Source organism: Roseateles depolymerans (assembly GCF_003387155.1).
In the GTDB taxonomy this organism is placed as follows: domain Bacteria; phylum Pseudomonadota; class Gammaproteobacteria; order Burkholderiales; family Burkholderiaceae_C; genus Roseateles; species Roseateles depolymerans.
This window is the reverse complement of record NZ_QUMT01000002.1, coordinates 421,587-448,580: the sequence shown is the minus strand read 5'-3', so window position 1 is coordinate 448,580 and position 26,994 is coordinate 421,587. Positions and strand designations below refer to the sequence as shown.

Genomic DNA, 26,994 nt, shown 5'->3' with positions numbered 1-26,994 from the left:
CGGCACGGGGCTTGCCATCTTTCCCTGGCGTTCCCAATCGCGCCCCACGCCCTCCCTCCCATGCCGGCACGCCCGGACCCATTCGCACAGACGAGGACTCTCATGCCCACCAAGAAACCCGCGCCTAGCGCCGCCAGCGGCACCGCGCCTGCCCGCAAGACCGAGTCATCCGCATCCAGCACTGCAAGCGCCAAGACCCCCGCCAAGGCAGACGCCAAGGCCGCCGCCAGCAGCAAGGCCCCTGCCAAGTCCGCCGGCGGTGCGGCCCCCTCACGCAGCGCAGCGGCCACCAAGTCGCCGGCCCGTGGCGGCAAGTCCACCACCACCACCGCCCTGCCCCCGGGCCCGCCTGACGAAGGCCTGGGCTCGGCCATGAGCACCATTGCCGGCCCGGCCCGCAGCGAACTGGTCACCAGCGCCGCCGCCACCGAGTCGCAAGTGCGGCTGGCCCGCAAAATGAGCGGCACGGAATCCCTGGCCGCGGCCATTCCCTCCAACGAGAACAAGGCGGCCGAACATGGCCGTGACAACGCCGTGTCGCCGCCCCAAGGCACGACGGTCGACAGCCCCGACGACATCGTCTCCGGCAGCACCGTCACCGAGGACTTCGCCTCCGACAAGGTCGGCGACGGCATGCCGGAGCTGAGCTACAACCCGACCAATGAAGCCCTGGACCGCGTGCGGGTGGACTCGAGCGGCCAGGCGCTGACCACCAACCAAGGCGTGCGTGTCGCCGACAACCAGAACTCGCTCAAGGCCGGCTTGCGCGGTCCGACGCTGATGGAGGACTTCATCCTCCGCGAGAAGATCACCCACTTCGACCATGAACGCATCCCGGAACGGGTGGTCCATGCACGCGGCTCCGCCGCCCACGGCTATTTCGAGAGCTACGAAGCGCTGGATGACCTGACCGTCGCCGCGCCCTTTGCGGCCGCCGGCAAGCGCACGCCGGTCTTCGTTCGCTTCTCCACCGTGGCGGGCGAACGCGGATCGACCGACACCGCGCGGGACGTGCGCGGCTTTGCCGTCAAGTTCTATACCGACGAAGGCAACTGGGACCTGGTGGGCAACAACATCCCGGTGTTCTTCATCCAGGATGCGATGAAGTTCCCGGACCTGATCCACGCCGTCAAGCCCGAGCCGCACCACGGCATGCCGCAGGCTGCCAGCGCCCACGACACCTTCTGGGACTTCGTGTCGCTGATGCCCGAATCGGCCCACATGCTGATGTGGGCCATGTCCGACCGGGCCATTCCCCGCAGCTACCGGATGATGCAGGGCTTCGGCGTGCACACCTTCCGGATGATCAATGCCAACGGCGAGGCCCATTTCGTCAAGTTCCACTGGACGCCCAAGGCCGGCACCCATTCGCTGGTGTGGGACGAAGCGGTGAAGATCTCCGGCGCGGATTCCGACTTCCACCGCCGCGACCTGTGGGAAGCCATCGAGGCCGGCAACTATCCCGAATGGGAGCTGAGCCTGCAGGTCTTCACCGAAGAGCAGGCCGAGCAATGGTCCTTCGACATCCTGGATGCGACCAAGCTGGTGCCGGAAGAACTGGTGCCGCTGCGCCCGGTCGGCCGCATGGTGCTGACCCGCAATCCGGACAACTTCTTCGCCGAGACCGAGCAGGTGGCCTTCTGCACCGCCCACATCATCCCGGGGCTGGACTTCACCAACGACCCGCTGCTGGCCGGCCGCATCCACTCGTATGTGGACACCCAGATCACCCGCCTGGGCGGCCCGAATTTCCACGAGATTCCCATCAACGCGCCGGTCACGCAGATCCACAATAACCAGCGCGACGGCCTGCACCGCCAGGCCATTCCGCGCGGTCGGGTGGCTTATGAGCCCAATTCGCTGGGCGGCGGCTGCCCCTTCCAGGCGGGGCGCAGCGGCTTTGTGTCCTATCCCAAGGCCATCCAGGGCGAAGCGCTGCGCGGCAAGCCGGAGCGCTTTGCGGAGCACTACAACCAGGCCCGGTTGTTCTGGAACAGCCAGAGCGAGGCGGAGCAGAACCACATCGTGGGCGCCTACCGCTTTGAATTGACCCGCGTGCAGACGCCGGCCATCCGTCAGCGGGTGCTGGCGCTGCTGGCCCGGATCGATGCCACCCTGGTGCAGCGCGTGGCCGACGGGCTGGGCATGGAGGTGCCGCCACCGTTGCCGGACTTTGCGCCCGGCAGCGAGGTCGGCGCCGGCGTGGAAGGCTCGGTGCAGCCGCCGGAGGTGACCCAGTCGCCGGCGCTGTCGCTGCTGGCGCGTCCAGGGGACGGCGCGCTCAATGGCCGTCGGGTCGCGCTGCTGGTGCATCAGGGCGTGGACGGTGCGGCCATCCGCGCGGTGCATACGGCCATCCTGAAGGCCGGCGGCGTGCCGCGCCTGATCGGCCACCGTCTGGGCGACGTGCAGCCGGCCAGCGGCGACCCGATGCAGGTGGAGATCACCCTGGAGACCGCGCCGGGCGCCTTGTGGGATGCGGTCGTGCTGCCGGATGAATCGGCCGAGCGCCCCAACCTGTCCATCTCCGGCCAGGCGGTGAGCTTCGTGCAGGACCTGTACCGGCATTGCAAGCCGATCCTGGTGCTGGGCAGCGGCAGTGCGCTGCTGGCAGCCACGGGCGCGCCGGGCACGGCGGAAGAAGGCGGCGGCGATCCGGGTCTGTTCTTCCTGGATGCCGATGGCCAGGGCGATGTGGACGGCGATGTGCTGAGTACCTTCGTCACTGCCATCGGCCAGCATCGTCCGTTTGAGCGCGAGACGGACCCGCCGATGGTCTGATGTCCGAGGGGCCGGGCGAGCGTCCGGCCTTGGCTTTGGCCTGACCTCCCCTCACCTTGAACGCCGACTGTCCAAAAAGACGGTCGGCGTTTTTCCATCCATCACAGCCGCACCGCAACGCGCACACACATGCAGCGACGCACTGCCATTCACCGGTAGCCTCGCACCGTCATTGAGTCCCCCCTAGAGTTGCGTGCTGGTCCCTTCTTTGCGTCTGCTGCGTTCCGCCCCTCCTGTCCATCGCCTCGGAGGATCCCGACCCCTCCACGATCACCCCGTCTTCTGTGAAACGTCAGCTGAGGCGACGAGTCGTTCGACACCTTCGCGCCTCGTCACAGCCTTGCTGCTGGCTGCCGGGCTGTCCATGCCAGGCTTTGCGACGGCGGACACCACCCGATCGCTGACTCGCGATCTGCAACGCGCGCTGGAACCATTCGGCGCTCCGCAGTCGCCCGGCGGCCGTTCTTCCGGCGGCCGGGGCAGCCCCTCGCAGAGCCGCACGGCGGACCTGCCGCCGGTCTCCGGTTCGTTCCAGGCTTGCGCATCCCACTTCTATCGCGGGCAAGCGCCCGTGGTGGTGGCCGGGCCTTCAGGAGAGGCCGGCCTCTCCCGCTACGGAACGCTGCGCGCCCTGTGCTACGACCAGTTCGCAGTGCTGCATGCGGGCGGCCTCAAGGGGCCGCTGTTCTCCGCCGAGCGCCTGACCGCCGAGGAACTGCGCGAGGGGGCGGACGTCAAGCGTCCGGATGGACGCAAGGCTTTCTTCGCCGACGCCCGGCTGCCCGAGCGCGAGCGGGCGCAGCTGGACGACTATGCCGGTGAATCGCGCCTGCCCAAGGCCGAGCGCCACGACCGCGGCCACTTGACGCCCGCCCGGGACATGCGGGACGAGCGGTCCATGGCGCAGTCCTTCTCGCTGGCGAACGTGGTGCCGCAGAACGCGGTCAACAACCAGCAGCCCTGGAACAAGATCGAGAAGGACACCCGCGCGTATGTGATGCGGGCCAGCGGTCCAGTGACGATCATCACCGGCGCTTATTACGAGGCCCGGCCGGCGCGGCTGGGTGAGGACGGTCCGGCCATTCCTTCTGCGATGTACAAGCTGGTGCATGACGACACCACCGGCCGCAGTTGGGCGCATTGGCTGCCCAACACGGCCACGGCGCGCATCCAGCCGCCGATCAGTTACGAGGAACTGGTTCGTCGCACAGGCATCAAGTTTCTGCCGGGTCAGGGCTAAGGCCCCAGCTCAAGGTTCCGACACTCAAGCGCGAGGCGCCTTGCCCGGCGTGCCCAGGTCCTGCTGCCACTGCACCCGCAGCTCCTCGCGACGCCGATGCAGATCCGTCGCCAGCCGTTGCCATCCGAGCGACGCCACGGCATTGAGGCGCGGCAAGATGCCCTGCTCCACGTCCTTGACGTGATGCTCCACATACCGTCCCAGCACACCCAGGAGCGGCTCGAACTGCGGGTCCTGCGCCTCCATGCGGCGCAGCTGTGACATCAGGATGCGCACCACCAGCTGCTCCACTTCCGCTTCGTGGATGAGCCGGCGCTCGGCCTTGCCCACGTCCGGGCAACGCCGCAGCGCGGGGTAGAGCACCTCTTCTTCCAGCGTGCTGTGCAGCGTGATCAGGGCACAGATGCGGCGCACCTGGGCTTCGCGCTCGGCGGCCGAGGCACCCGCACCGGCGCTGAGACGCTCGTACTGACGCAGGGCCAGCAGCACCTGCTGATGGTCCTCCATCAACAGGGCGACGGCTTCATCCCGCGCTTGGCGTTCCCCCTGCCACGGCAGGTCCAAGGGCTGGAAGACATGGCTCATGGCAGAGGCTCCGCCACGGCCTGAGGCTGGCCGCGGGAGGACATGCGCCGCGTGGAGCCGTAGTCATCGTGGTAGCGCTTGGGCCCGTCCGGATGCACGCCCGGATCGTTCGGCACCTCTTGCGGCGGTCCCTTGTCGTCGGCATTGTCATCGGTCTGCCTGGCCGGGTCCGGCGTGCGCGGCACGCTGCCGGAGCGGCTGGTGTCCGGGTCGCCGCTGGCCCACAGATGCTCCCAGGACGGCTCCACCTCCTGCTCTGGCGAACGGCGCAGCTCCTGCACCCCTTCCACCAGGCCGAAGATGTGAAGGCGCCCCGTCACCGGGTCGCGCCAGCGGTAGCGGCGTTCCCGCACTTGATAGAGATGCAGGTCGGCGCCCAGCATGCGGTACTCCAGCAGCGGGTCGCCCGCCTGCGGCACCGTCTGGGCAAAGAAAGGTCGGGGCAGGACCGCAGCGTCCGCCGGCAGCACCGCATGGTTCCACTGCAGCGGATCTTCCATCAGCGCGCCGGGCGTCATGCCCAGCACCGAGGCCACCGAGTCGCTGACATGCAGCAGGCGTTCATCGGCCGCGTCCGCGCACCAGAACAGTTGCCAGGGGGTTTCAAAGGGCTTGTCGTCATTCATGCTCGATTGCCTCCTTGGCAGTGTCCCGGAGAGCGAGCGGCGCTTCATCTGGGGAACGCGCTGCCACTCAACCGGGGAAACGGGATGCCATTCATCCGGGGAACGAGATGCCGTTCATCCGGCAACTGGAATGCCAGTCCTGTGGCAAACGGGGTGCCCTTCTTACGCGCCAGGGTCTCCGATGGATCCCTTCCGGCGACAAAGAGGTCCCGCGACCCCGCTTTGAAGCAGGGTGCGGGAGACGCGCCGCGAGCGCCGCCAAGGCAGCGCGCGCCGCGAAGGTGGCGCATGCCGCTGAGGGCCTTAAATCGCGCCGATGCTGCCCGTCACCGGCAGCACGATCCCGGTGATGTAGCCCGCGCACACCGGCGAGGCCAGGAACACATAGGCCGGCGACAGCTCCTCCGGCTGCGCTGCGCGCTTGACGTCGCTGGTGCTGCCGAAGGTCGCGACCTTGTCCGCCGGCGCATCCGCGGGATTCAGCGGCGTCCACACCGGCCCCGGCGCCACCGCATTCACCCGGATGCCCTTGGGCAGCAGGTTCTGCGCCAGCGACTTGGTGAAGGCATGGATGGCGCCCTTGGTCGATGCATAGTCCAGCAGCGTGCCACTGCCCTGCAGGCCCACCACCGAGCCGGTGTTGACGATGGCGCTGCCTTCCTTCAAGTGCGGCAGCGCGGCCTGGGCCATGTGGAAGTAGCCAAAGATGTTGGTGCGGAAGGTCAGGTCCAGCCGCTCCTCGGTGATGTCCTGCAGCGACTCCGCATGCTCCTGGAACGCGGCGTTGTTGACCAGCACGTCCAGCTTGCCAAAGCGCTCCACCGTCTGGCGGACCGCGTCCTTGCAGAACGCGCGGTCCTGCACATCGCCCCGGATGAGCAGGCACTGTCGCCCTTCCGCTTCGATGTGACGCTGGGTCTCGCGGGCGTCGTCATCCTCGTTCAGGTAGACGATGGCCACATCGGCCCCTTCGCGGGCGTAGAGCACCGCCACCGACCGGCCAATGCCGGAATCGGCGCCGGTGATCAGCGCCACCATGTCCTGCAGCTTGCCCGAGCCCTTGTAGTCCGGCGCCAGGAAACGGGGCGCCAAGGTCAGGTCCGCTTCATGGCCAGGCTTGTCCAGATGCTGGGCTGGAAAACGGCTGGGCTGTTCGCGCGCGCCGGCTTGCAGGGGCTTCTTCTTCTCATCCTGGCCTTTGGACGATGCGTCCTGCTGACCGGCCTGATCCGACTGGTCCTGCTGCTGCTGAATGTGGCGCTGCAGCTCCTGGGTGGTCTTGCTGGTCATGGCGAAGGTCCTTGTCGATGTGGAAACGATGTTGAAGAAATGGGAGCGAATGCCAAGGACTGGCAAGCCGCGCACCGGGCGCGCCGCTTGCAGGACGACTGCGCACACTTCCAAGGACACCGTTCATGACACCCACTCTTGCCGGATCTGCGCAAGTGCAGGCCCAAAGCATTCCGCCGTCGCCGCCCTTCCCCGACGAAGTGCCCAGCGTGCCGCCGCCCCCGCACGGCCCGCCAACCGTGCCGGAGCCCGGCCCCCCGGAAATCATCGACCCGCCCCTGCCGGAGAACCCGGTGCCTGTGCGTGAGCCGCCCTACATGCCGCCGCCCACCGCCCTGCAGTAGCCTGGCCCCGCAGGCCCGATGCCATCGGGCTTTGCGGCCCGGCGAACCTGATTCGTTCGACATGCGGCTGCGTCCGGCGGCCAGGCTTGGCACGGTGATTGCCTAGGACCGGGGGTTGTTTCTCTCTGTCACAGGAGTCGCCTTTGAAGGGTTTGCTGATCCAGGCGCTGCGACGCGCCGCCGTTGAAGGCATGTGGGCCAGCCTGCTGTCCGGCGTGGCCTTGCTGCGAGGCAGCCGCACCGACCATGCCCACCGCGTGGGCCCGCTGACCGGTGCGCGGGAATACCGCGTCGGTCGTCCGCCGCTGTCTGCCCGCGCTTCCACGCTGGCGCTGCATGCCGCCCATTCCATCTTCTGGGGTGCCCTCTACGACCGGGTGCGCTGCCTGCGGCGGCGCCAGACCCGCCTCAATGCCTGCACCGACGCGCTGATGCTGACCGCAGTGGCCGCTGGCATCGACGAGGTGCTGCGTCCGCGGCGCCTGACGCCATCGGCCGACCGCGCCGCGGAGGCCGGCAGCAAATGGCTGCTGTGGGGCGGCTTTGCCGCTGGCCTGGCCTTTGGCGGCCTGATGGCCCTGCGCGACGAGACCTCTGATCACGATCACAGCGAGCACACCGACGGCCGGTCCGAAGACCGACCGTGGTGGCCCTCGCGGCCCGGGAGGGGCGAATGAAATCCATCCATCTTCAGATCCGGTTCCTGGTGCCCTTGATGGTCACCCTGACCGTGGCCGCGCTGCTGGCGCTGCCGCTGCTGGATCGCATGACACTGCGCTGGTTCTCGCGCGACCTCAGCGCACGCGGCGCCATGGTGGCCAAGACGCTGTCGCTGGCCATCTCCGACATCGAGCCCAATGCCAAGCTGGACCGCCTGCGCGGCCTGCTCGAGCGCGGCGTGCTGGACGAGCGCCTGGTGGGCATTGCGCTGTGCAGTGCCACCAACCAGCAGATCCTGAGCACCAAGGGCTTCCCCGGCTCGCTGACCTGCAAGGAGGCGCGGGAGATTGCGCTGCAGCAGAACCCGCGGCTGGAGCTGTCCAGCGGTGCGGTGCACATCGGCGACTTCCCGGTCAATCCGCAGCAGGCCGATTCCGACCGGCTGGTGCTGCTGCATGACCTGAGCCTGCCGGACCGCCGCAGTATCGACACGCGGCGCTACATGATCATCTTCATCACCGTGCTGGGTCTGGCGGTGGCGGGCATCACCATGATCGTGGCGCAGCTGAGCTGGCGCGGCTGGGTGTCCGGCATGCGGGCCATCCTGCGCGGCGAAGGGCTGGTGCGGCCGCTGCTGCAGACCGGCGGCACCAGCACCGGCGGCGACAGCGCCCCCCCGGAGCTGCAGCCGCTGGAGGTGGAAATCCGCCAGCATCTGCGCGAGCTGGAGGACAACCTCTACCGTGAGCACGGCCCCCTCACGCCGTGGGACCCGGAGCGGCTGCGCGGCCTGCTGCGCACGCAGCTGCGGGGCGACCAGGTGATCGTGGTGTCCAACCGCGAGCCCTACATCCACATCAAGGGCAAGGAAGGCATCCAGGTGAGCCGACCGGCCAGCGGCCTGGTGACGGCGGTGGAGCCGGTGATGCGGGCCTGCTCCGGCACCTGGATCGCGCACGGCAGCGGCAGCGCCGACCGCGAGACGGTGGACGAGCACGACCGCGTGGCCGTCCCGCCCGACACCCAGGACTACGTGCTGCGCCGCATCTGGCTCACCGAGGAAGAGGAACAGGGCTACTACCAGGGCTTTGCCAACGAAGGCCTGTGGCCGCTGTGCCACGTGGCCCACGTGCGGCCCGTCTTCCGCGAGTCCGACTGGGCGCAATACCGCGCGGTGAACCAGCGCTTTGCCGATGCGGTGGTGGCCGAGGCCCGCAGCGACGACCCGATCGTGCTGGTGCAGGACTATCACTTCGCCCTGCTGCCGGCCATGGTGCGCGAGAAGCTGCCCAAGGCCACCATCATCACCTTCTGGCACATCCCATGGCCCAACCCGGAGTCCTTCGGCATCTGCCCGTGGCGACGCGAGCTGCTGCAGGGCATGCTGGGCAGCACCATCCTGGGCTTCCACACCCGCTTCCACTGCAAGAATTTCACCGAGACGGTGGACCGGTATCTGGAAGCGCGCATCGAGCACGAACACTCGACCATCAGCTACCAGGGCGAGCCGACGCTGGTGCAGAGCTATCCGATCTCGATCGCCTGGCCCACCGATGAGGAGCGCCTGCGCTGGCCCGCCCCCAGCGAAGCCCGCCGCGCCGTGATCGACCGCCTGAAGCTGCCGGAAGACGCCTGCATTGCCGTGGGCGTGGACCGCTTCGACTACACCAAGGGCATCCTGGAGCGGCTGCATGCGGTGGAGCGGCTGCTGGAGAAATATCCGCAGTGGCAGGGCCGCTTCGTGCTGGTGCAGGTGGCTGCTCCCACCCGCAATGCGCTGGAGGAATACCGCGAGTTCCAGGACCGCATCCATCGCGTGACCGACCGCATCAACCAGCGCTTCGGCACCGACGCCTACCAGCCGGTGCGCCTGCTGGCCGAGCATCACGACCATGCCGCCCTGATGGAGCTCTACCGCGCGGCCGACATGTGCGTGGTGACCAGCCTGCATGACGGCATGAACCTGGTCTGCAAGGAGTTCATCGCGGCTCGGGACGATGAACAGGGCGTGCTGATCCTCAGCCGCTTTGCCGGCGCTGCGCGGGAACTGCCGGAAGCCCTGGTCATCAACCCTTACCACGTGGAAGAGACCACCGACGCGCTGCACCGCGCCGCCAACATGCCGCCGCAGGAGCAGCGCGAACGCATGGCCAGCCTGCGCATGACGGTGCGGGAATTCAATGTCTACCGCTGGGCCGGCCGCATGCTGGCCGATGCGGGACAGTGGCGGCTGCGCGAGCGCATCACGCGCCGCGTGCAGCGCCGTGCGCGCGAAGGATCGGAGGCCATGAACGCATGAGTCTGCAACAACATCTGCTGAGTCCGGAGGGGCGCGAGGCCCTGACCCGGCTGGTGCAGCAGCAGCCGCTGCTGGCCTTCGACTTCGACGGGACCCTCGCCCCCATCGTCATGCACCCGGAGACGGCCCGCACGCCGCCGGAGATGGTGCCGCTGCTGACCACGCTGGCGCAGCGTCTGCCGCTGGTGATCCTCACCGGCCGGCAGGTGGACGATGTGCGGCAGCGCCTGGGATTCACGCCCACTCACATCGTGGGCAACCATGGCGCGGAGGACCTGCTGGAGGGACCGGATGCCGCCGCCGTGGAGGCGCTGGCGCCGTTCCGGGCGCGGGTGGACGCGCGTCGCACCGCGCTGTCCACCGCGGGCGTGTTCATCGAGGACAAGGGGGCGTCCATCGCCATCCATTACCGGCTGTCGCCAGACCCGGTGCAGGCCCGTGCGGTCATCGAGGAGCTGCTGACCGAGCTGCCGCCGCAGGTGCTCATCGAGCCCGGCAAGCAGGTGGTCAATGTGCTGGTGGACAGTGCCCCCGACAAGGGGGATGCGATGCACCGGTTGATGGCCCGATACGGCTGCCGCAGCGGCTTCTACGCCGGGGACGACACCAACGACGAGCCGGTGTTCGAGCGGGCCGAGCGGGACTGGGTCACCGTGCGGGTCGGGCCGCGGCTGGACCACAGCCATGCGCGCTACTACCTGCAGGAGCAGGCGGAAATGGCGCAGGTGCTGCAGCAGATGGTGGACGCGCTGGGCCGTTAAGCGGCTGCGGCTGAGCGGATGAGCGGCTGAGAGCCTTATGCCTGCGGTCCTCCCTGGTGGAATCCGAGGGCTCGGACCGTGTTCAAGGTGGCACTCAGCGCCTGCAGCATCCGCTGCGCCTGTTTGGCATCATCGGCGGTGTGAAACGCCCACTCCTGAGCCTTGAATCGTTGACGGAGTCGGTCCTGGATCAGGGGGGCCGGTCCATTTTTGACCTGAGCCAGTTGCTGGCGAAGCGATGAGCAACGCTGCAGTTGAGCCTCTGCATCCGGCCACAGGCCTTGCTGAATCTGCCGGGCCTTCTCGCGGGCCTTGGTGGCGAGCGTCAGGCATTCACTGGCTCGTTCCGCCTTCAACGCCAACTGCCCGGCTTTACCGGCATCGGCAGCCGCTTTCTGCAACTTCTCGGCCTGCTCCACCATCCACGTCAGCGTCTGCTGCGTGGCAGGGTCGGCCTTGACGACTTTCTTGAGACTGATGACCGCCTCCCTGGCGTCCCTCAACTGCTGCTGAGCCGCCCGTGCCCGCTCGACGTCCGCCTCCAGCCGCTGCAGAGAAGCCAGGTAAGACGGCGACGGGGAAGCTTGCTGGGACGTCGCCAGCGCTTCCAGCATGGCCAGGCGCAGACTCAGGTGGCTGTCCGGATCCAGCTCCGTGGGTTGTATCTGTATCCGGTCCAGACGCGTGAGACACGCTCGCACGGTGCCATCCGCACGGCTGTGAGCCTGCAATTCGCGCCCGGCAGAGGTGCCGCGCCCCTGGAGCGACAGGTCCAGCGCCATCAGTCTCTCCATCAGAGGCGTCTCGGCACGGAGGGTCGCCGCCGGGCTGCTGGCCGCCGCGGCCATGAGTGACGTCGGGGTCGAGGTCGAGGTCGAGGTCGAGGTCGAGGTCGAGGTCGCGGATGCAGCCAGAGAGGTGCCGGCAGTCGCTGGAGGGCGGCGAGGAGGAATCGGCGGCGGCGGCATCAGACTCGCAGGAAAGGGGCCGCCCTGGCACAGGTTGTGATCCCATGGCGCCTCGCGCAGATAAGCTTGAAACTGCCGAGTTGCAGCCATCGACACATCGGCCTGGAGGTAGAGCGCCTGAAGCTTCTCTTTTTGCTGCGGAGTGCCATATTGATAGCAGCGAATGACGGATTCCGCCAAATCACAGTCGGTCATGGCAAACCCGTGAAGATCGATCGCGGCAGTCCGGTACCCATGCTGGAAAGAGTCCCAGGCCCTTTGAAACTGCTTCTGCGCATCCGACACATACTCCAACACGAGCAAGTCATACGGCTGCTCCAGCGGCTCCGTCAGGGTCCATGCAAAGCGGTCGATTCGCCGTTGGCTCAGACCGGGCAGGTGCTCCCAAATCTCCTGGTAGAACTCGACCTCCCTATCCAGCGTGTCCATGAAGGTGGCCCACTCGTCGTTGACGGTGCGCAGGGTCAGAATGCGGGACTCAGCGCCCTCGCACGAGTCCTTGAGCGTCCGGAGTTGTCCGCCCGCCGGGTTCCAGGCTCTGAGCTGGTCCAGCCGCACCGTGAGCCGATGGTGAAGATCCGGCAGGGCGGCGGAGTCCGTGCCGGCATCGCCTGAAGGGTCATTCCATAACCCGGTAATCAGCGAACTGGTGCTGCGCAATGCATCGAGAACTTGGGAAAACATCAGAGCTCCGGAGGGGCGGCTGTGTGGGGATCGATGGGGAGATCGATGGGGGGATCGGTCTGCGTTGCGACGGAAACGCTGGAGGGATGCCCGGACGCCGCGCCTTCGGCAGGCACGCTCGCGCCATTGACCGCCGCTCTGCGATAGGGCTGGTTGTAGAACTTGGCCAGCTTCAGGCTCTGCGCCATGCCCGCCAGCGCCTGATCAGCCTGAGCGGGATCGGTGGCGAGGTCAAATCGGCGTGCGTACTCATGGAACCGCTCGACCATGTGCTGGGCCGTCAGGTACTTGAGGTCTCGGCCCGATTGGACGCGCGCATCGGCGAGCCGTTTCCATTCCTTGACCTGCGATGGCAGGCTCGGCCAATCCCCCGACGTCCATGCCTTGGCCTTGACAAGGCACGCCGTCGCCGATTCCAGAGCGACGCGCGCACGGTAGTGAGCTCGCTCATAGTGACCTCGCTGCGCTTTCTGCGCGCTCTCGAGTTGCCACGCCCGTACGGGATTGACGAAATGCTTCAGCAGATCCTTGAGAAAGGGGTCGGATTCCAGGAACGTCTCCAGGCTCGCTTGAGCCTGCGCCGCGCTGTGCCTGAGCTGCTGGAGGGCGCTGGCCTGTTGGACCTCTGTCTCCAGCGCACCGAGCAGGGACAAATAGCGCGGCGTCGCCGGCGTGCCATTGTGCGGCCGCTCCTGGATGAGAAGGTCCAGGGCCGCCTTCATCCTGCCACCTGGGTCGGCCAGCGGCTCAGCCGGAGTGCCCCGGCAGACGCCGATGACCTGCAGCTGGAGCGGCGAAGGGGCCAAGGTTTCACGCAAGGACTGCAGTCGCTGGCCCACGGTGAGCCCCACCCCGGCAGCGTCCCCGGTGGCGGCCGGGGACGACACGCGGGGAACGGATGACGCCGTGGTGCGGGAGACCTTTGAGCGCTTTGCAGCGGACGTGCCTGCCCTCCAGGGGGCGTCAGCGATCAAGCCCTTGAATCCCTTGAAGCTGTTGACCGACATGCCGAGGTCGAACAACAAGCTCAGCATTTGCGCATGCTCAGGCGTCCCGATGCGTTCACACTCGATCAGGGCATCTGCCAGGGCGCAGAAATCCATGGCTGCGTCATGCCATTGAAGGGCCTCTGTCAGGTGACCCTGCAGGAAGCTCCGATGGGCCTGACCGAACCGGAAACCCGCCTGGGCCAATTGGCGCTGCACCAGGTCATCGAACGGCGCCTTCAAGGGTTGCGTGAGGGTCCATTCATAGTGCTCCATCTTCTTTTCCCGCACCCCGCGCATCTTGTCCCAGGTGTGCAGGAAGGGGGCGAGATCGCTCGCCAACTGCACCGCATGCTGACGTTCCGCCGCGGACGGCGTGCCTCCCTTGAGCGCCACCGCCTCAGCCGCCAGGGCTTTGTCCAGCAGCTCCTTCAAACGCCCTTTGTCGGGAGCCCATTCGCGCAATGGACGCACGCTCTCCATGACCTTGAGGTAGAGGGCCACCGGCGAGGCCAGTTCAGGATGCACCTCGGACGCGCCGGGCGCGCCGGACGCGCCGGACACACCGGTCGCGATGGGGGTGGACGCACTGACATTCGCGGGCCCCGTGCGGGTCGGGGGCTCGTCGGGGTCATGACCGGGTACTGCACAGTACTCGTCCGCCTTGATGTTCCGGAATGCAAACATCACGCCCCCATCAGCGATTCCGGCGTCCATGCAGGGCGACTGCGGCTGGTGCGCGCATTCGCCGCGGCGGTCTGGAGCATCCCTACGCTCATCTCCAGCTCATACAGGCATCTATTGATCATCTCAACGTCGGTGGCCTTGTCCATCATGGCAAGCGCCCGCTCAACGCTGTCCTTCAGCCTCCGCTCCAGGAAGGTCGTCGCCCGGTTCAGCAAAGGCTCGGCGATGGCCACATAGTGATTGCGCAGCTCAAAGGCGTTGGACAGGTAGTTCCTGTCATAGTCCCCCTCCGCCAGCATGAGGGTGGCTTGGTTCACATGCCGGGCTTGCGCAAAGATCTGCGCGGCTTTGCTGTAGTCCCCGTCGTGATACGCAACGGTCAGCCTGTTCCACCGGTCCGCGGCCTCATCCCTTCGATAATGCAAGGACAACGGCAACTTCTTGACGGCGTCATCCACCTTGCTCAGTTGTTCCTCGGCGGCATTCCTCAGCTTGCGGACATTCGAATCCACCTTCAAAGTGGTCTGCAGGGCATTCAATTGCTGGCGCACCACGTCCATGGACACCGACGGGGTCCTTTTGCTCATCTCTCGATGCATGGCCTCACAGTGCGCCAGGAACGACATCCTGAGCCTCTGGCTGGCCGGCAGGGCCCTGGCCTGCTCCTTCAGCGTCCGAAGGAGTTTGATGACGTCCCCCGGCTCAGCCGGAGCGTCTGCAGCCTCCGCGGAGGTTACCGACCATTGCCCCTCCGACGGGAGCGCACGTCGGCCGGGGTTCTGAACGTCCTGCACCAGACCGGCGAGCTTTCGATCCACCTCAGCAAAGCTGTTGACCGTCCGGTTTCGCTCAAGCATCTCGACGATCAAGCTGTGTTCCGCCGGTATCGCCTTGGAAAAGACATCGATCAGCTTGCCGGCCCGGTCCAGATGCTCCCCTGCACTGGCATCCAGCTCCCTCGCGGAGAAAAACCTCTGATTGCTGAAGGCGTCGAGCCCCCGTTCAATGTCCTGCTGGGCGTAGACCAGCTGTTCGTCCACATGCACCTGAAAATCAGGCGGCAGCTGCCGCCGGGACACCTGTTGCCACTCACTCAGCGACTGCATCGGCAGGGTTTGAAACTGGGCCCATTGCTCCTTGAAACGCTGCACATTGCTCTGCCACTGTTGGATCTCCTCCTTCAGGGTCTTATCCCCCCGATCACTGCGGTTGACCCTGCTGACCAAGTCCCGACCTTCGGCGATCTGCCGCAGCACCGTTGAGGCCTTCGGCCAGGCCTGCATGGCCTGCAAGTCCTCCAGGACCCCCTGCATCTGCATGAAGCGGGTGGTGGTGCCACTGCGGGAGGCCTGCGATCCGCGGACCGATGCGCTGCGGTTCGCAGGCGCGATGCCATCGCGGCTGCATTCGGCCTCGCCCATCGGCTCATCGGGGACATCCGCGCCGCGCAGGCAATGGGGCAGGCAGGCGGTGAATGAGTGGAACACGGTCTCTCCTTGTAGATCGCCTCGCACCACACCCTCCTTGGGGTGGCGTCGACGGCTTCTCAGTCAAGGACAGGGCCCGTTTGTTCACCCGCTCAGGGCGATGGCGAGGGAGGCAGCGACGGCTGCACCATCGGCGCAGTCGGGGCTGGTTCGCTCTCCACCAGCGCCCGCATCCGCGGCAGCGACTGCGGGTGCGCCTTTTGCAGCCAGGCGATCAGGCCTTCGCGCAATTCACAGCGCAGATCGAAGTTGCTGCCCGAGTCCTTGGAGCTGACCAGCACGCGGATCTGCATCGTCCGGTCGGTACTGTCGGTGACCTGCACACCGCACACGCGTCCATCCCAATGCACCGAGCGGCGGCACATGGCCTGGGCCTGTTCGCGCAGGTCGGTGACTGGCAAGGTGTAATCGACCCACAGCATCACCGAGCCGAGGATGCTGGAACTGGTGCGGGTCCAGTTCTGGAAGGGATGCTCGATGAACCACTGCAGCGGAATGATCAGGCGGCGCTCGTCCCAGATCTTCAGCACGACATAGGTGCTGGTGATTTCTTCGACGCGGCCCCACTCCCCTTCCACGATCAGCACATCGTCCAGCCGGATGGGCTGCGCCATGGCGATCTGCAGCCCGGCCAGCAAGTTGCTGAAGACCGACCGCGCCGCAATACCCACCACCAGGCCGGCGATGCCCGCCGAGGCCAGCAGGCTGGCGCCGAGCTGCCGCGCGCGCGGGAAGGTCATCAGCACAAAGGCCAGGGCCGTCAGCATGAGCGCACCGCTGGCAATGCGCGCCAGCACCTTGGTCTGGGTCTGGATGCGGCGGGCATTGAGGTTGTCGGCAACGTTGGCGGGATGCAGCTCGGCAATGCCGTCGGCCACGCCGGAGATGGCGGACACCCCAAGCCAGGCCAGCACGAGGATGGTGAGCACGCCCAGCAGATGCTGCACGCCTTCCAGACCGGCGGTGCCTTCTGGAAGACCTTGCGAGGCGATGAGCAGGCCCACCACCGGCATGGCCCAGCGGGAGGCGCGGTCGATCCGGCGCACCACCGCAGTGGCCACCACCGAGAACCGCGCCAGGCGCTGCGCCAGGGGCCGCAGCAGGCGATGCAGCAGGAGCGCTGCGATGACGATGATCACCGCCCCCACCAGCCATTGCCCCCACGTCTCGATGTCCATCGCCCGCAGGCGCATTTCCCAGGCAGAAGTATTCATGCCGCGCTTCGGGCAAGTCGGGTGCCGGTGGCGCCGCGGCGGTCGACTCTGCGAACGGAGGCGGGCCGACGCGCTGACGCCTAGGGGACTACGCCTACGCGCCCTGGGTTGCCTGCAGGCGCGTGACCACGTAGTCCTCCAACTCCAAGGGAAGGTGCATGCCGCACAGGTGCAGGGCTACCACTCGGGCATGGGTCTCTTCCTCGGAGACACCCAGCGGGAATCCCAGCGGGACATTCTCCGCGGCGACGGCAAGCGCTTCCAGAAAGCTGCCTTGCGGCAGGTCGAGCTCGCAGTCGGCCGCGCAGCGACCCGCCACCGACTCGAACCTGCGGGAGGCGGGGACCCTCTTCGATGCCGCAAGGCCCTGCGTCGTGTCGGGACCCACCGCGGTGGACGGACCCCCGACCGTGTGGGCCGGGTCGTTCCAGCCGTCCACGACCATCCGCCCGACTTCCATCCAGAAGCGCGGCGGGCGACCATCGGAGTGGGCGAGCTGGGTTGAAGGAATCTCCAGGCGCGGCTGAGGGCCTCGCCAGGAAGGTGATGAGGCGTCGTCGTCGCCATCGTCATCAGAATGGTCACCCGAGCGCCTGCCTGGGCCGCCGGTGGCCTTCACGCCGACCACCAAGGTGCGGGTGTAGGGGCAATAACGCGCCAGCTCATGATCGGCTCGCCCCGCAAACACCCGCTCCGCAGCCGGCGTGCCCACGCGAACCGCAACGACCTTGGCATCGCTGGTCATCACGGCCACCGCGCAAGGCGTGGGCAGTGCCATCCATGGCGCGAGGATGGCCTCCACATCCCGGGGCCCGGCGTCCCGGTCATACAGAAACCGCTCGAAGGCGTCGAATGGAAAACACAGACCGGCCTCGGTCCAACGGTTCCAAAGGACCAGCAGCCTTGCACTCGACATCGCCCGCGCGGGCGGCTCCCACGGCGGCAGCGACGGCGGGACCGGCGCGTCCTTCCAGCAGCTGAACTCAGGCCGGAAGCGCCGGTAGGGGTTGTGCCCCTGGTCCACCTCGATGGCCATTGCTTCGTCCACCGGCCGCAGGTCCACCTGCACGATCCGGTTCAGGAAATCCGGATCCAGCTCCGGTGCGATCCGCATCCGTTGGGCCGTACTCAGGCAGACGCGTCGGATGAATTCCAGCTCGCGTGGGTGCCCGTCGGTGCGGATCTTTTCAAGCTGGTCCATCAGCTTGTTGGCGGTTCTAAGCGCTTGAAGGCGCCTGCGTCCCATCGCGGCTTGTGCGCGGGGCCCTGCCTCGTCCTCCATCTCGGCTGCAATGGCGTCCTCCAGGACTTCATTCACCACCGACAGTCGCGAATCAGCCGCCATACTGTCCTCGGTCAACACGCCGACGAGACGACGGCTCAAGTCTTCAAACCGCTGGAAGGTCAGCCGGGTGAGCTTGTCCACCTGGCGGGTGAGGGTGTCCAGAACAATTGGACGTGGCTGGGGCGACGGCAAGTCGCGCGCGCCAGGTGCGCCAGGTGCGCCGGGTGCACAAGATGCGCCAGGTGCATCAGCGCCCAGCAGCGCGTTCAGGTCCGGCACGCGGGTGCGGCCGCTGGGATGTGGGGAGGTCGGGGACACCGGCGACCCCGGGAGCGGTGGAGCACCCGCCAGAGGCGGAGCAATGGCTTCCTCCTCCATGGCCTCCAGCTCGGCCAATACGGGGGCAGGCAGGGCGTGGGGAGGCGGCATCTGGAACATCGTGAACCTCAAACTTCATCATGCAGAGGCACACCATGCTAGGACTGCCGGGTCTGAGGGATCTTGCGATTTGCCCGATTCATTTGACAACTTGGGCGGGCCGGTCGATTGCCAAACAGCAGCAGGACCGATTCGAAGGAGACTCTCATGACCCGTTCCCCTACCCGACCCGAAGGCGGCGAACCCGCCCATTTGCTGAACAAGAATCCGGTCGCGCCCGGCACGCAAGCCCCTGGCGCCGACGCCGACGCGGACGCGGATGCGGATACGCAGTCGGACCGCGACCTGCAACTGCCCCATGAGCGGGACCAGTCCACCGGCTCGGACGCCACCGGCGGCATGGGCACCGGCGCCGCCGGCGACCGGCAGCGCGAAGTGCTGCAACAAGCCCACCAGGACCTGAAGGACGGCCAGGTGGACACCGACCTGCGGGCCACGCCGGGACTGGATGCGCAGCAGCGCAAAGGCCTGGTGGACGACCCCAAGGGCGCGCCTGCGCCGCGGGGCTCCGTGGCTGAGCACGGCAAGGCCGGCCGGTCCTGAAGCCGCAGCCGACATGAAAAGGCCCGCTGAAAAGCGGGCCGATGAGAACGAGCGCCTTGCTCAGCGACCTCAGCTGTGCTGACGACGGCGATCCACCGCTTCGATGCGCAGCATCTGGCGGTACTTGGTCACCGTGCGACGCGCCACCACCAGCCCCTGGCGGGCCAACTGACGCGTGATCTCGGCATCGGACAGCGGGCTGTCCGGCTTCTCCGCCTCGATGATGTCCTTGATCAGCCCGCGGATGGCAGTGCCCGAGCAAGCGCTGCCGTTGCTGCTGACGATGGCGCGCGAGAAGAAGTACTTCAGCTCATACACGCCGGTGGGCGTGGCCAGGTACTTGTTGTTGGTCACGCGGGAGACGGTCGATTCGTGGATGCCCACCTCGTCCGCGATCTCCTTCAGGCCCAGCGGCTTCATCGCCATCGCGCCGAATTCCAGGAAATGACGCTGGCGACGCACGATGGCGTTGGCCACGTCCAGGATGGTGGAGAAGCGCTGCTCGATATTGCGCATCGTCCAGCGGGCCTCCTGCAGGTGATTGGCCAGCTCCGAATGCCCCTGGTTGCGGTGGCGCTGGAACAGCTCCGCATACACCTGGTTCATGCGCACCTTCGGAATCACGGCAGGGTTGAGCTGCACGCGCCACTGGCCGCGCACCTTGGTGGTCAGCACGTCCGGCACGATGTAGGGGGCCTGCGTGGTCTCATACCGCCAGCCCGGTCGCGGATCAAAACGCCGCAGCTTCAGGCACACCGCCTCGGCTTCCGCCACGGTGATGTCCAGCAACTGCGCCAGCGACGGGATGTCCCGCGAGGCCAGCAGGTTCAGATGCTGCGTGAGGATGCGCTCGGCCAACTGGCGGCTGCGGCCGCAGTCGATCTTGGGCAGCTGCAGCAGCAGGCATTCCGCCACGCTGCGAGCGCCCACGCCCAGCGGGTCCAGGGCCTGCACGCGCTTGAGCGCAATCTGCATTTCCCCCAGCTCGGGCGCCGGATTGAGCTGCGACACGGCGGCCAGCTCTTCCAGCGAGCTGCGCAGATAGCCGTCGTCATCCACCGACTCGGCCACGATGGACGCCAGCAGCAAATCCCGCGGTGACAGCCGCAGCACATTGAGCTGGCTGCGCAGATGCTCACGCAGGCAGGTCTGCGCGGCGGTCATCTCCAGCGCGCTCATTTCACCGTCGTCCGCGCGGCGCAGCGAGCTGCCGCTGTCAGCGCGCCAGATCTCGCGATCGTCCGGCAGCGATTCCGGTACATCGGACATCACCGGCGATTCCGCCACCGGCATGTCGCCTTCAAGCGCCGCACCTTCCTCCGATCCTTCCGTCACTTCCAGGAAGGGGTTGCGCCCCAGCATGTCCGTGACCATCGTCGAAAAGTCCAGCGAGGACATCTGCAGCAACCTGACGGCATGTTGCAGACGTGGGGACAGCGTCTGAGACTGCCTGTGCTCGTGCCGTAGTTCCAAGGCTCCCACTGTTGCTACTCCTGTGAGGTGTGTAATGGGCCGGTCCGCGCAGGCAGACAACGACCAGATGCCCATGCAACGCAAGACCCATGCCGCCTCGCAGTCCCGCGCGCTTCCAGCGGTGGTTTCGGGGCCCGCCAAGGCCGCTTCAGGCCCGCCGGGACTGTTCGCAAATGCCCGGAAAGCCCCTCAACCACGGGCTAAACCGCAATTGTTCGCTCAGGCACGCGGCCTGCCCACATTGTTTCAAACTGTCGCGAAACGACTCGCGGCTGTCCCGTCAAAACGGCGCCTGGCGCCCATCACGCTGATTCCACCCGCGTGATCCGGCATCGTTTACGGCAGCATTTACAGCCTCAGCGTGTACCTGCGCGGTAATTTGCCGTCGATGAGCACCAACGCGCCGACTGTCAGGACCCGTCGGGATGCCAGGCATTCGGTCATGCCCCTCACGCAGGGGGCGCAGGCCTCATCGCAGTCCCTCAAACAGCCAATCCCTTCACGGTTTCCAGGCGCTCCAGCCGACACCGCCGCGCATTGGCGCGCCGCTTGCTTTAAAGCCCCCCAGGATGATTCCACCGGGTCATTCCTACCTTCCTGGACAGCCTGGAGTGCCCGCCCTTGCGAGCCTTTTCCCTACCCCGCCCGACGACGGTCCGCCGATGGGCCTCACGCGGCCTGCTGCTGATTGCCTTGCTTTTCCTGCTCAGGGAAGCGAGCAGCATCGTGCTGCCCGTCCTGGTGGCGCTGATCCTGACCTTCGTGCTGGCCCCGGCCGTGCGGACCATGCGCCATCACGGCATTCCCGAAGGCATCAGCGCAGCCATGCTGGTGACCACCCTGGTGGGCTGCAGTGTGCTGGCGCTGGCCCTGCTGGCGGAACCGGCTGCGCAGTGGTGGCAGCGGGCCCCGGAGGCGGTGTCTCAGGCGCTCAACCGGGTGGACCGGTGGCGGGCCACCATTCCAGGCTTCGGGCCGGAGCGGCGATCCGGCTCGCGCGCCGGCACCCCGGCGCCAGACCCCTTGCGTGAAAAGCTCACCACGGAGAGCGTGGCCCTCACCGCCACGGTCGTGGGCAAGGGCCTGCACTTCGTCGTGTCCGCGGCGGCCACCACCGTGCTGCTGTATTTCCTGCTGGCGTCAGAGCACTGGGTGCTGTCGCGCTGCATCGAACTGCTGCCGGCGCGCACCCGATTGCGGGCCGGCGTGCTGGGAGGCCTGCGGGCGGCGCAGCGGGACATCTCGCGCTATGTGGTGTCGGTGGCGCTGATCAACAGTGGCGTCGGCATCGTGGTGGCGAGCGTCATGTGGATGCTGGACCTGCCCAATCCGGGCCTGTGGGGCGCAATGGCCGCGCTGATGAATTTCATCCCCTACCTCGGCCCGCTGATCATGGCGGGACTGCTGCTGGCCGCATCGCTGGCGTCGTCGCTGGGCGACGGCAGCGTCCTGGCGCTGTGCAGCCCGATGCTGGCCTACCTGCTGATCCATGCAGTGGAGGCCAATGCGGTGACGCCCATGGTGGTGGGGAAGCAGCTGTCGATGAACCCGCTGTCGGTGCTGCTGTCGGTGATGTTCTGGGGCTGGCTGTGGGGCATGGCCGGCGCGGTGCTGGCCGTGCCGCTGCTCATCTGCCTGAAGGCCATCAGCCAGCGCAATCGGCTGATGCGCCCCATCTCCGTCTACCTGCAAGGGAGCGACCGGCCCTGCCCCAGCCTGGCGTCGCTGCTGCGGCCGCCCGGCGTCGCCGTGGCCGTCACCACCATTGACACCACCATTCACACGGAAGTCGTGCAGCGACCGGCCGAGCCGGCTGCCGATGTCTCGCACCCCCGGTCTGCCCCTTAGACTGCCAACTGTTGCGTTTTGAATTGAACAGCATCCTCTCCCACCCGTCGTCCAGGACCGATGCCGGCGCCTGGCCGCGCTGGCGTGTCCGTAGCGCCTCCCAGCCCATGCCTCTTTCCATTCGAACCCGTCTGCTGCTGCTTGTTGTCTCGGTGATGGTGCCCAGCATGCTGGCCGCCCTCTGGCTGAGCTGGCAGACCTGGCAGGACGAACAGAAGGCGCTGGTGCGTCATCTGCAGGACAACACCCGGGCCCTGTCCATGGTGGTGGACAAGGAACTGTCGCAGCGCGCCGGCATCGCGCGGATGCTGTCCCTGTCCCAGACGCTGGACAAGGGACCGGCGCTGTCGCCGGAAGATCTGGCCACGCTGCAACTCCAGTCGCGGCGCGCCTTGCAAGGCATGGCGGGCTGGGTGGAGCTGACCACGGCGGATCAAGTGCTGATGAGCACGCGGGAGACGACGCCCCCGGGCGCGGCCCTGTCGCCGGGGCAGGCCGGGCCGTCGGGCCAGCCGGGCGCCATCGGGATGCAGCGCGGCAACGGCGGCGCTTCAGTGGGCTCGGCCGCGCCGCGTGGGGTCGCGGCCAGCGCCATCGCAGCGGGCGCGGGGAGCGCAGGGAGCACCGTGCAGCCGCTGGTGGACAAGCCGGTCATCGGCGGCCTGGAGCCCGACCCGGTGACGGGACAGCTGCGGGCCGTGATCGTCCAGCCGGTGGAGCGAAACGGCCGTGTGCTGATGAACCTGTCGATGACGCTGCTGCCGCAGGAACTCCAGCAGATCATCGATGCCCAGAAAATGCCTGACGACTGGACCGCCACCATCATGGATGCCGCCGGCACCGTGGTGGCCCGCCATCCGGGCGGCACCAGCCATGCGGGCCGGCGTGCGACGCAGGACCTGCAGCAGCGCATGATGGAACATCGGGAGTCGGTTTTTGAATCCGTGTCGCTGGACGGCACCCCGGTGATCGGTTTCTTCAGCACCTCGCCCCAGGGCTGGACCTTTTTGACGGCGGTGCCACGCCAGACCCTGCTGGGCGGCCGGACGCAGGCCCTGCGCCCGATCGTGCTGGGGTCGCTGGTGCTGATCCTGGGCGGCTTCGGCGGCGCCTTGTGGATCAGCCGACGCATCTCCCGCCCCATCCATCAGCTGACCGACATCGCCAACAAGCTGCGGGCCGGTGAACCGGTACAGGCCGGCCCCACCGGCATGGCCGAATGCGACGAGGTGGCCCTGGCCCTGGAAGACGCCAGCGCCGCCATCCGGCAAGGGCGTGGCGAGCTGGAGCGGCGCGTCAATGAAGCCATCATCCGCACCCGCGAGGCCGAGCAGCGCAGCTCCCGCACGCAGCGCACGGCAGCCCTGGGTCGCCTGACCGGCGGTGTGGCGCACGACTTCAACAACCTGCTGGGCGTCATCAGCAACAGCGCCCATTTGATCCAGCGCAGCCCGCATGCCGAGTCCCTGGCCATGCCGGTGGGCGCCATCATGCGGTCGGTGGAGGTGGGCAGCCGCCTGACACAGCACCTGCTGCGGGTGTCCGGCCGCCAGCCGGTGCGTCCGCAGGTGCTGGACATGGCCACCGCGCTGGGTGAGATGAAGGAACTGCTGGCCACGGTGCTGGGCAAGCGCATGCAGCTGCGGCTACTGGTGGCACCGGACACCCGCACCATCCAGGTGGACGCGGCGGAACTGGAGCTGGCGATGATCAACATCGCCCTCAATGCCCGCGACGCCACCAACGGCATGGGCGACATCCTGCTGGAGGCCCGCAATGCCGAGCCGTATGAGCGGCAGGACGTCGGCCCCGGTGACTTCGTGGTCATCACCTTCACCGACAAGGGCAGCGGCATTCCCGAGGACGTGCAGGCCCGTGTCTTCGAGCCCTTCTTCACCACCAAGGATGTGGGCAAGGGCACTGGCCTGGGCCTGAGCCAGGTGCTGGGCTTTTGCGTGCAGGCCGGTGGCACGGCCCGCATCGCCAGCCAGCCGGGCCACGGCACCACCGTCACGCTGCTGCTGCCGGCCAGCACCTCGGCGCCAGCTGCCAGGCCCGAGGTCGTCACCGACCCCGGCGCCCTGGCTGGCGCCAGCGTGCTGCTGGTGGAGGACAACGAGGAGCTCAACCGCGTCACCGCCAGCCTGCTGCGCAGCCTCTCCTGCCAGGTCACCACCGCCGCCAATGCGGAGGAAGCGCTGAAGCAGTTCGGCAGCGGCGCGGCGTTTGACGTGGTGCTGTCGGACGTGGTGATGCCCGGCGGCATGGATGGTCAGGCGCTGGTGCGAGAGCTGCGGCGTCGGCGGCCGGGTCTGCCGGTGGTGCTGATCAGCGGCTACAGCGAAGCGCTGACGGCGGAGTCCTCGTTCCCGGTGCTGCGAAAGCCGGCGTCTCCGGCCCAGTTGCTCGATGCCCTGGCCCGCGCCATGGGCAAGACCGCCACCGCTCGCGGCGCGGCCGACTGAGCCGGCAGTTCTCACGGGAACACCCATTGCTTCCTGGAAGGCATCAACCCCTTCAAAAGGCAGCACCATGGACACCAAAGACCTGATCGACGAACTCAACACGCTCATCGAGACCAGCAAGGACGGTGAATACGGCTTCCTGAGCTGCGCCGAGCATGTGCGCAGCGCCAGCCTGCGTGAAGTCTTCGCCAAGCGCGCTGCCGAGTGCCGTGAAGCAACTGCCGAGTTGCAGCAACTCGTGCGGCAGCAAGGCGGCAAGCCCGAAGACGAGGGCAGCACCAGCGGCGCCTTGCATCGCGGCTGGGTGGCGGTGAAGGGCACCCTCACCGGCTACAGCGACGTGGCCATGCTGGAGGAATGCGAGCGCGGTGAGGACGCCGCCGTGGCGCGTTACCGCAAGGCGGCCCAGAAGGCTCTGCCGGCCGGCGTGATGGAGGTGGTGCAGCGTCAGCTGGCCGGTGTGCTGCGCAATCACGACCAGATCCGCCTGTTGCGTGATCAGGCGCGTAACGCCGCTGACAAGAGCTGACGCTCTTTCTTCACCCTCGTCATTTCCACGTTAAAAAGGCCTGTCACGAATCGATCGTGACAGGCCTTTTGTTGTGAGGCAAAACGCCTGCGTCAAGGCGCCGGTGGGCGCACCGGACCGACGGGGCTGGTGAAACGGTCGCTTTCAGGCGAAACGCCCGCAGATCCGGCTGCATGCGCTGCACCGGGCGCGCCCGTTGTCGCGGCACCCGTACCGGCACCCGCCCCCTGCGCGGCCGCTTCACTGCGCGCCTTGCGCTTGTGCTGCATGCCCTGCATGAGTCCAGCCACTAGGCCCAGCAGCAGCTGGGTGGTGTCGGGCCCGAGACTGCCGCGAATGCGTGCCGGCATGAAGCCCCACGCCATGGTGAGCATCTGCAGCATGCCCAGCTCTGGCCGGGCCTTGCCTTCATGGCCGGCAGTGCTGCCAGGCCCGCCCTGTGCGGCACCACCGTGGCCCGACGGACCCGCAGCTTCCGCTGCTTTAGCCCCCAGCAGTGAGCCCAGCAGGCCGCTGAGCAAGCCGGCTCCCAGCGGCGGCCGACCGCCGGCCGCTGCCTCACGTGCGCCATGACGGCGCGGACGCCGACGCAGCAGACGCCAGAACAGCCAGCCCGACCCCACGCCCAGCACCGGCCGCAACCAGTGGCTGGGCGCCATCAGCGCATGGCCACGGGCCTTGAGGGATTGAGCATGGTGACGGAACTCCATGTCACGGCGCACCACCCGCAGCTCGATCAGGTCGATGCGGGCATTCAGCTCTTCGAGCGTTTCAGGCACTGGGGGCTGAGGGGCGGCCATCGGCGGAGGTGTCCTCTTGGTCTCGGGGATCATTGAAGAGCCAGTGGAACTGGCGACGGGAGGCGGGCAACGACATCAGCGGCGCCAGGGACTTCATCGCGGAGGCGACCCATCCCAGCAGCAGCAGGTTGATCACCACCACACCGGCACAAGCCCACGGCAGGGCCAGCCCCAGGTGCACGGCCAGGGCGATGAGTCCCGCCCACAGCGCGAACCAGGCGGTAGAGCCGGCAATCGCGGCCACCACCAGCAGCACCATCAGGTTGATGAGGCCATGGCGGGCACGTTCCAGCTCCAGTACCAGCAACAGCGCGCGGCTTTGGAACATGCCGCGTGCGGCCTGGGCCAGACCTTGAAGATCTCCCAGCCAGCCAATGTCCGGTCGGAAGGGCCCTTCCGGCGAGCCGGCAGGACCTGCTGCACCACTCGCGCGGGTCGCGCCCGCATGATCGGCAGGCGCTGCGTTCGGACGCGCCCCCTCCTCCACCGCGGCTGAAGCAGCGGTGGAGGACGTGGGGGGCGTCAGCCCGTCGGGCAGCGGCGCGGGACCCGTGTCGCGACGGGGATCACTCATGGACGCGCCGCGCTCAACGGGCCAGGCGGGCGATCAGCAGGCCCAGCGCGAAGGCGGTGCCCACGGCCACCAGCGGATGCTCGCGCACGCCGGAGCGGGCGCTTTCGGCCCATTCGTCGCCGGCACTGCGCAGCTTGTCCGCACGGTCGTGCAGCAGCTCACCGGTGCCCTCCAGGCTTTTCTGCAAATGCTGCACCGCCGGCGTGGCCTGGTTGGCCAGCTTGTCGATGGCAGCGTGGGCGCTTTGGGCCACACGATTTACCAGCTCGACGCCGGAGGTGCTGCCAATGCCATTGCCGGACTGCGCCACCTTGGCGGCATCGTCGGAGGTGGTGAAGGGGACGGTCTTGTCGCTCTTCTCGTTGTTGGGTGTCGTGCTCATGATCGTTTCCTTTCGTTGGCCATGTCCGGGATTGGATGGGGAGGT

General features: G+C 67.4%; 22 protein-coding genes. 10 read left to right on the top strand and 12 right to left on the bottom strand.

Going from position 1 to position 26,994, the window contains the following annotated elements; all coding sequences use genetic code 11:
* The first annotated feature begins 372 nt into the window (after nt 1-372).
* Nucleotides 373-2,781, top strand: coding sequence for a catalase (locus tag DES44_RS09995; RefSeq protein ID WP_058937363.1), 2,409 nt, complete (start codon nt 373-375; stop codon nt 2,779-2,781).
* Between the two features lie 340 nt (nt 2,782-3,121).
* On the top strand, nt 3,122-4,021 hold the full coding sequence (locus DES44_RS09990; RefSeq protein ID WP_058934810.1) for a DNA/RNA non-specific endonuclease: 900 nt from the start codon (nt 3,122-3,124) through the stop codon (nt 4,019-4,021).
* Between the two features lie 24 nt (nt 4,022-4,045).
* On the opposite strand, the gene DES44_RS09985 is transcribed toward DES44_RS09990, so the two are convergent.
* The 3 genes from DES44_RS09985 to DES44_RS09975 all read right to left on the bottom strand — a co-directional run bounded on the left by DES44_RS09985 (nt 4,046) and on the right by DES44_RS09975 (nt 6,522).
* Nucleotides 4,046-4,606: a hemerythrin domain-containing protein gene (locus DES44_RS09985; protein WP_058934809.1), complete on the bottom strand. Its 561-nt coding sequence runs from the start codon at nt 4,604-4,606 to the stop codon at nt 4,046-4,048.
* Complete coding sequence (locus DES44_RS09980) at nt 4,603-5,232, bottom strand: hypothetical protein (RefSeq protein ID WP_058934808.1); 630 nt, start codon at nt 5,230-5,232, stop codon at nt 4,603-4,605. Before DES44_RS09980 ends, DES44_RS09985 begins: the two co-directional genes overlap by 4 nt.
* Nucleotides 5,233-5,535: 303 nt before the next feature.
* Nucleotides 5,536-6,522, bottom strand: a complete 987-nt coding sequence (locus tag DES44_RS09975) for an SDR family oxidoreductase (protein ID WP_058934807.1) — start codon at nt 6,520-6,522, stop codon at nt 5,536-5,538.
* Between the two features lie 125 nt (nt 6,523-6,647).
* On the opposite strand from DES44_RS09975, the gene DES44_RS09970 reads away from it, so the two are divergent.
* From DES44_RS09970 to otsB, 4 genes are all read left to right on the top strand, one after another.
* Nucleotides 6,648-6,866: a hypothetical protein gene (locus DES44_RS09970; RefSeq protein WP_157592945.1), complete on the top strand. Its 219-nt coding sequence runs from the start codon at nt 6,648-6,650 to the stop codon at nt 6,864-6,866.
* A gap of 143 nt (nt 6,867-7,009) precedes the next feature.
* Entirely contained in the window at nt 7,010-7,543 is a 534-nt protein-coding gene (locus tag DES44_RS09965; protein ID WP_058934805.1) for a hypothetical protein, read from the top strand.
* The gene (locus tag DES44_RS09960) at nt 7,540-9,825 is read left to right on the top strand and encodes an alpha,alpha-trehalose-phosphate synthase (UDP-forming) (protein ID WP_058934804.1); all 2,286 of its coding nucleotides are present in this window, start codon (nt 7,540-7,542) and stop codon (nt 9,823-9,825) included. Before DES44_RS09965 ends, DES44_RS09960 begins: the two co-directional genes overlap by 4 nt.
* Complete coding sequence (gene otsB / locus DES44_RS09955) at nt 9,822-10,586, top strand: trehalose-phosphatase (RefSeq protein ID WP_058934803.1); 765 nt, start codon at nt 9,822-9,824, stop codon at nt 10,584-10,586. Before DES44_RS09960 ends, otsB begins: the two co-directional genes overlap by 4 nt.
* Nucleotides 10,587-10,621: 35 nt before the next feature.
* Here otsB and DES44_RS25020 read toward each other — a convergent pair whose 3' ends face one another.
* The 5 genes from DES44_RS25020 to DES44_RS09930 all read right to left on the bottom strand — a co-directional run bounded on the left by DES44_RS25020 (nt 10,622) and on the right by DES44_RS09930 (nt 18,326).
* Nucleotides 10,622-12,112 carry a hypothetical protein gene (locus DES44_RS25020; RefSeq protein WP_170156642.1) on the bottom strand — a complete coding sequence of 497 codons (1,491 nt, stop codon included), beginning with the start codon at nt 12,110-12,112 and terminating at the stop codon, nt 10,622-10,624.
* A 125-nt stretch (nt 12,113-12,237) separates the two neighbouring features.
* Nucleotides 12,238-13,911, bottom strand: coding sequence for a hypothetical protein (locus DES44_RS09945; protein ID WP_116001478.1), 1,674 nt, complete (start codon nt 13,909-13,911; stop codon nt 12,238-12,240).
* Nucleotides 13,911-15,332: a hypothetical protein gene (locus tag DES44_RS09940; RefSeq protein WP_058934800.1), complete on the bottom strand. Its 1,422-nt coding sequence runs from the start codon at nt 15,330-15,332 to the stop codon at nt 13,911-13,913. Before DES44_RS09940 ends, DES44_RS09945 begins: the two co-directional genes overlap by 1 nt.
* A 158-nt stretch (nt 15,333-15,490) precedes the next feature.
* Nucleotides 15,491-16,612 carry a mechanosensitive ion channel family protein gene (locus tag DES44_RS09935; protein WP_116001476.1) on the bottom strand — a complete coding sequence of 374 codons (1,122 nt, stop codon included), beginning with the start codon at nt 16,610-16,612 and terminating at the stop codon, nt 15,491-15,493.
* Nucleotides 16,613-16,706: 94 nt separating this feature from the next.
* Entirely contained in the window at nt 16,707-18,326 is a 1,620-nt protein-coding gene (locus DES44_RS09930; RefSeq protein WP_147307040.1) for a hypothetical protein, read from the bottom strand.
* 156 nt (nt 18,327-18,482) lie between these two features.
* Between DES44_RS09930 and DES44_RS25280 the strand changes: the two genes are divergently transcribed.
* Nucleotides 18,483-18,878, top strand: a complete 396-nt coding sequence (locus tag DES44_RS25280; RefSeq protein ID WP_058934798.1) for a hypothetical protein — start codon at nt 18,483-18,485, stop codon at nt 18,876-18,878.
* A gap of 69 nt (nt 18,879-18,947) precedes the next feature.
* On the opposite strand, the gene rpoN is transcribed toward DES44_RS25280, so the two are convergent.
* Nucleotides 18,948-20,360 (bottom strand): RNA polymerase factor sigma-54, encoded by a 1,413-nt coding sequence (gene rpoN / locus DES44_RS09920; RefSeq protein WP_058934797.1) that lies wholly within the window; start codon nt 20,358-20,360, stop codon nt 18,948-18,950.
* Nucleotides 20,361-20,972: 612 nt separating this feature from the next.
* On the opposite strand from rpoN, the gene DES44_RS09915 reads away from it, so the two are divergent.
* The 3 genes from DES44_RS09915 (at nt 20,973) to DES44_RS09905 (ending at nt 25,193) form a co-directional block, all read left to right on the top strand.
* Entirely contained in the window at nt 20,973-22,199 is a 1,227-nt protein-coding gene (locus DES44_RS09915; protein ID WP_058934796.1) for an AI-2E family transporter, read from the top strand.
* Between the two features lie 107 nt (nt 22,200-22,306).
* Complete coding sequence (locus DES44_RS09910) at nt 22,307-24,664, top strand: ATP-binding protein (protein ID WP_058934795.1); 2,358 nt, start codon at nt 22,307-22,309, stop codon at nt 24,662-24,664.
* A gap of 67 nt (nt 24,665-24,731) precedes the next feature.
* Entirely contained in the window at nt 24,732-25,193 is a 462-nt protein-coding gene (locus DES44_RS09905; protein ID WP_058934794.1) for a PA2169 family four-helix-bundle protein, read from the top strand.
* Nucleotides 25,194-25,285: 92 nt separating this feature from the next.
* On the opposite strand, the gene DES44_RS09900 is transcribed toward DES44_RS09905, so the two are convergent.
* The 3 genes from DES44_RS09900 to DES44_RS09890 are packed head-to-tail and all read right to left on the bottom strand — an operon-like array spanning nt 25,286 to nt 26,949.
* Entirely contained in the window at nt 25,286-25,993 is a 708-nt protein-coding gene (locus DES44_RS09900) for a hypothetical protein (protein ID WP_058934793.1), read from the bottom strand.
* Nucleotides 25,965-26,567: a hypothetical protein gene (locus DES44_RS24620; protein WP_147307038.1), complete on the bottom strand. Its 603-nt coding sequence runs from the start codon at nt 26,565-26,567 to the stop codon at nt 25,965-25,967. Before DES44_RS24620 ends, DES44_RS09900 begins: the two co-directional genes overlap by 29 nt.
* A 13-nt stretch (nt 26,568-26,580) precedes the next feature.
* A complete protein-coding gene (locus DES44_RS09890; RefSeq protein ID WP_058934791.1) occupies nt 26,581-26,949 on the bottom strand; it encodes an ElaB/YgaM/YqjD family protein in 369 nt (122 codons plus the stop codon).
* Nucleotides 26,950-26,994: the final 45 nt, after the last annotated feature.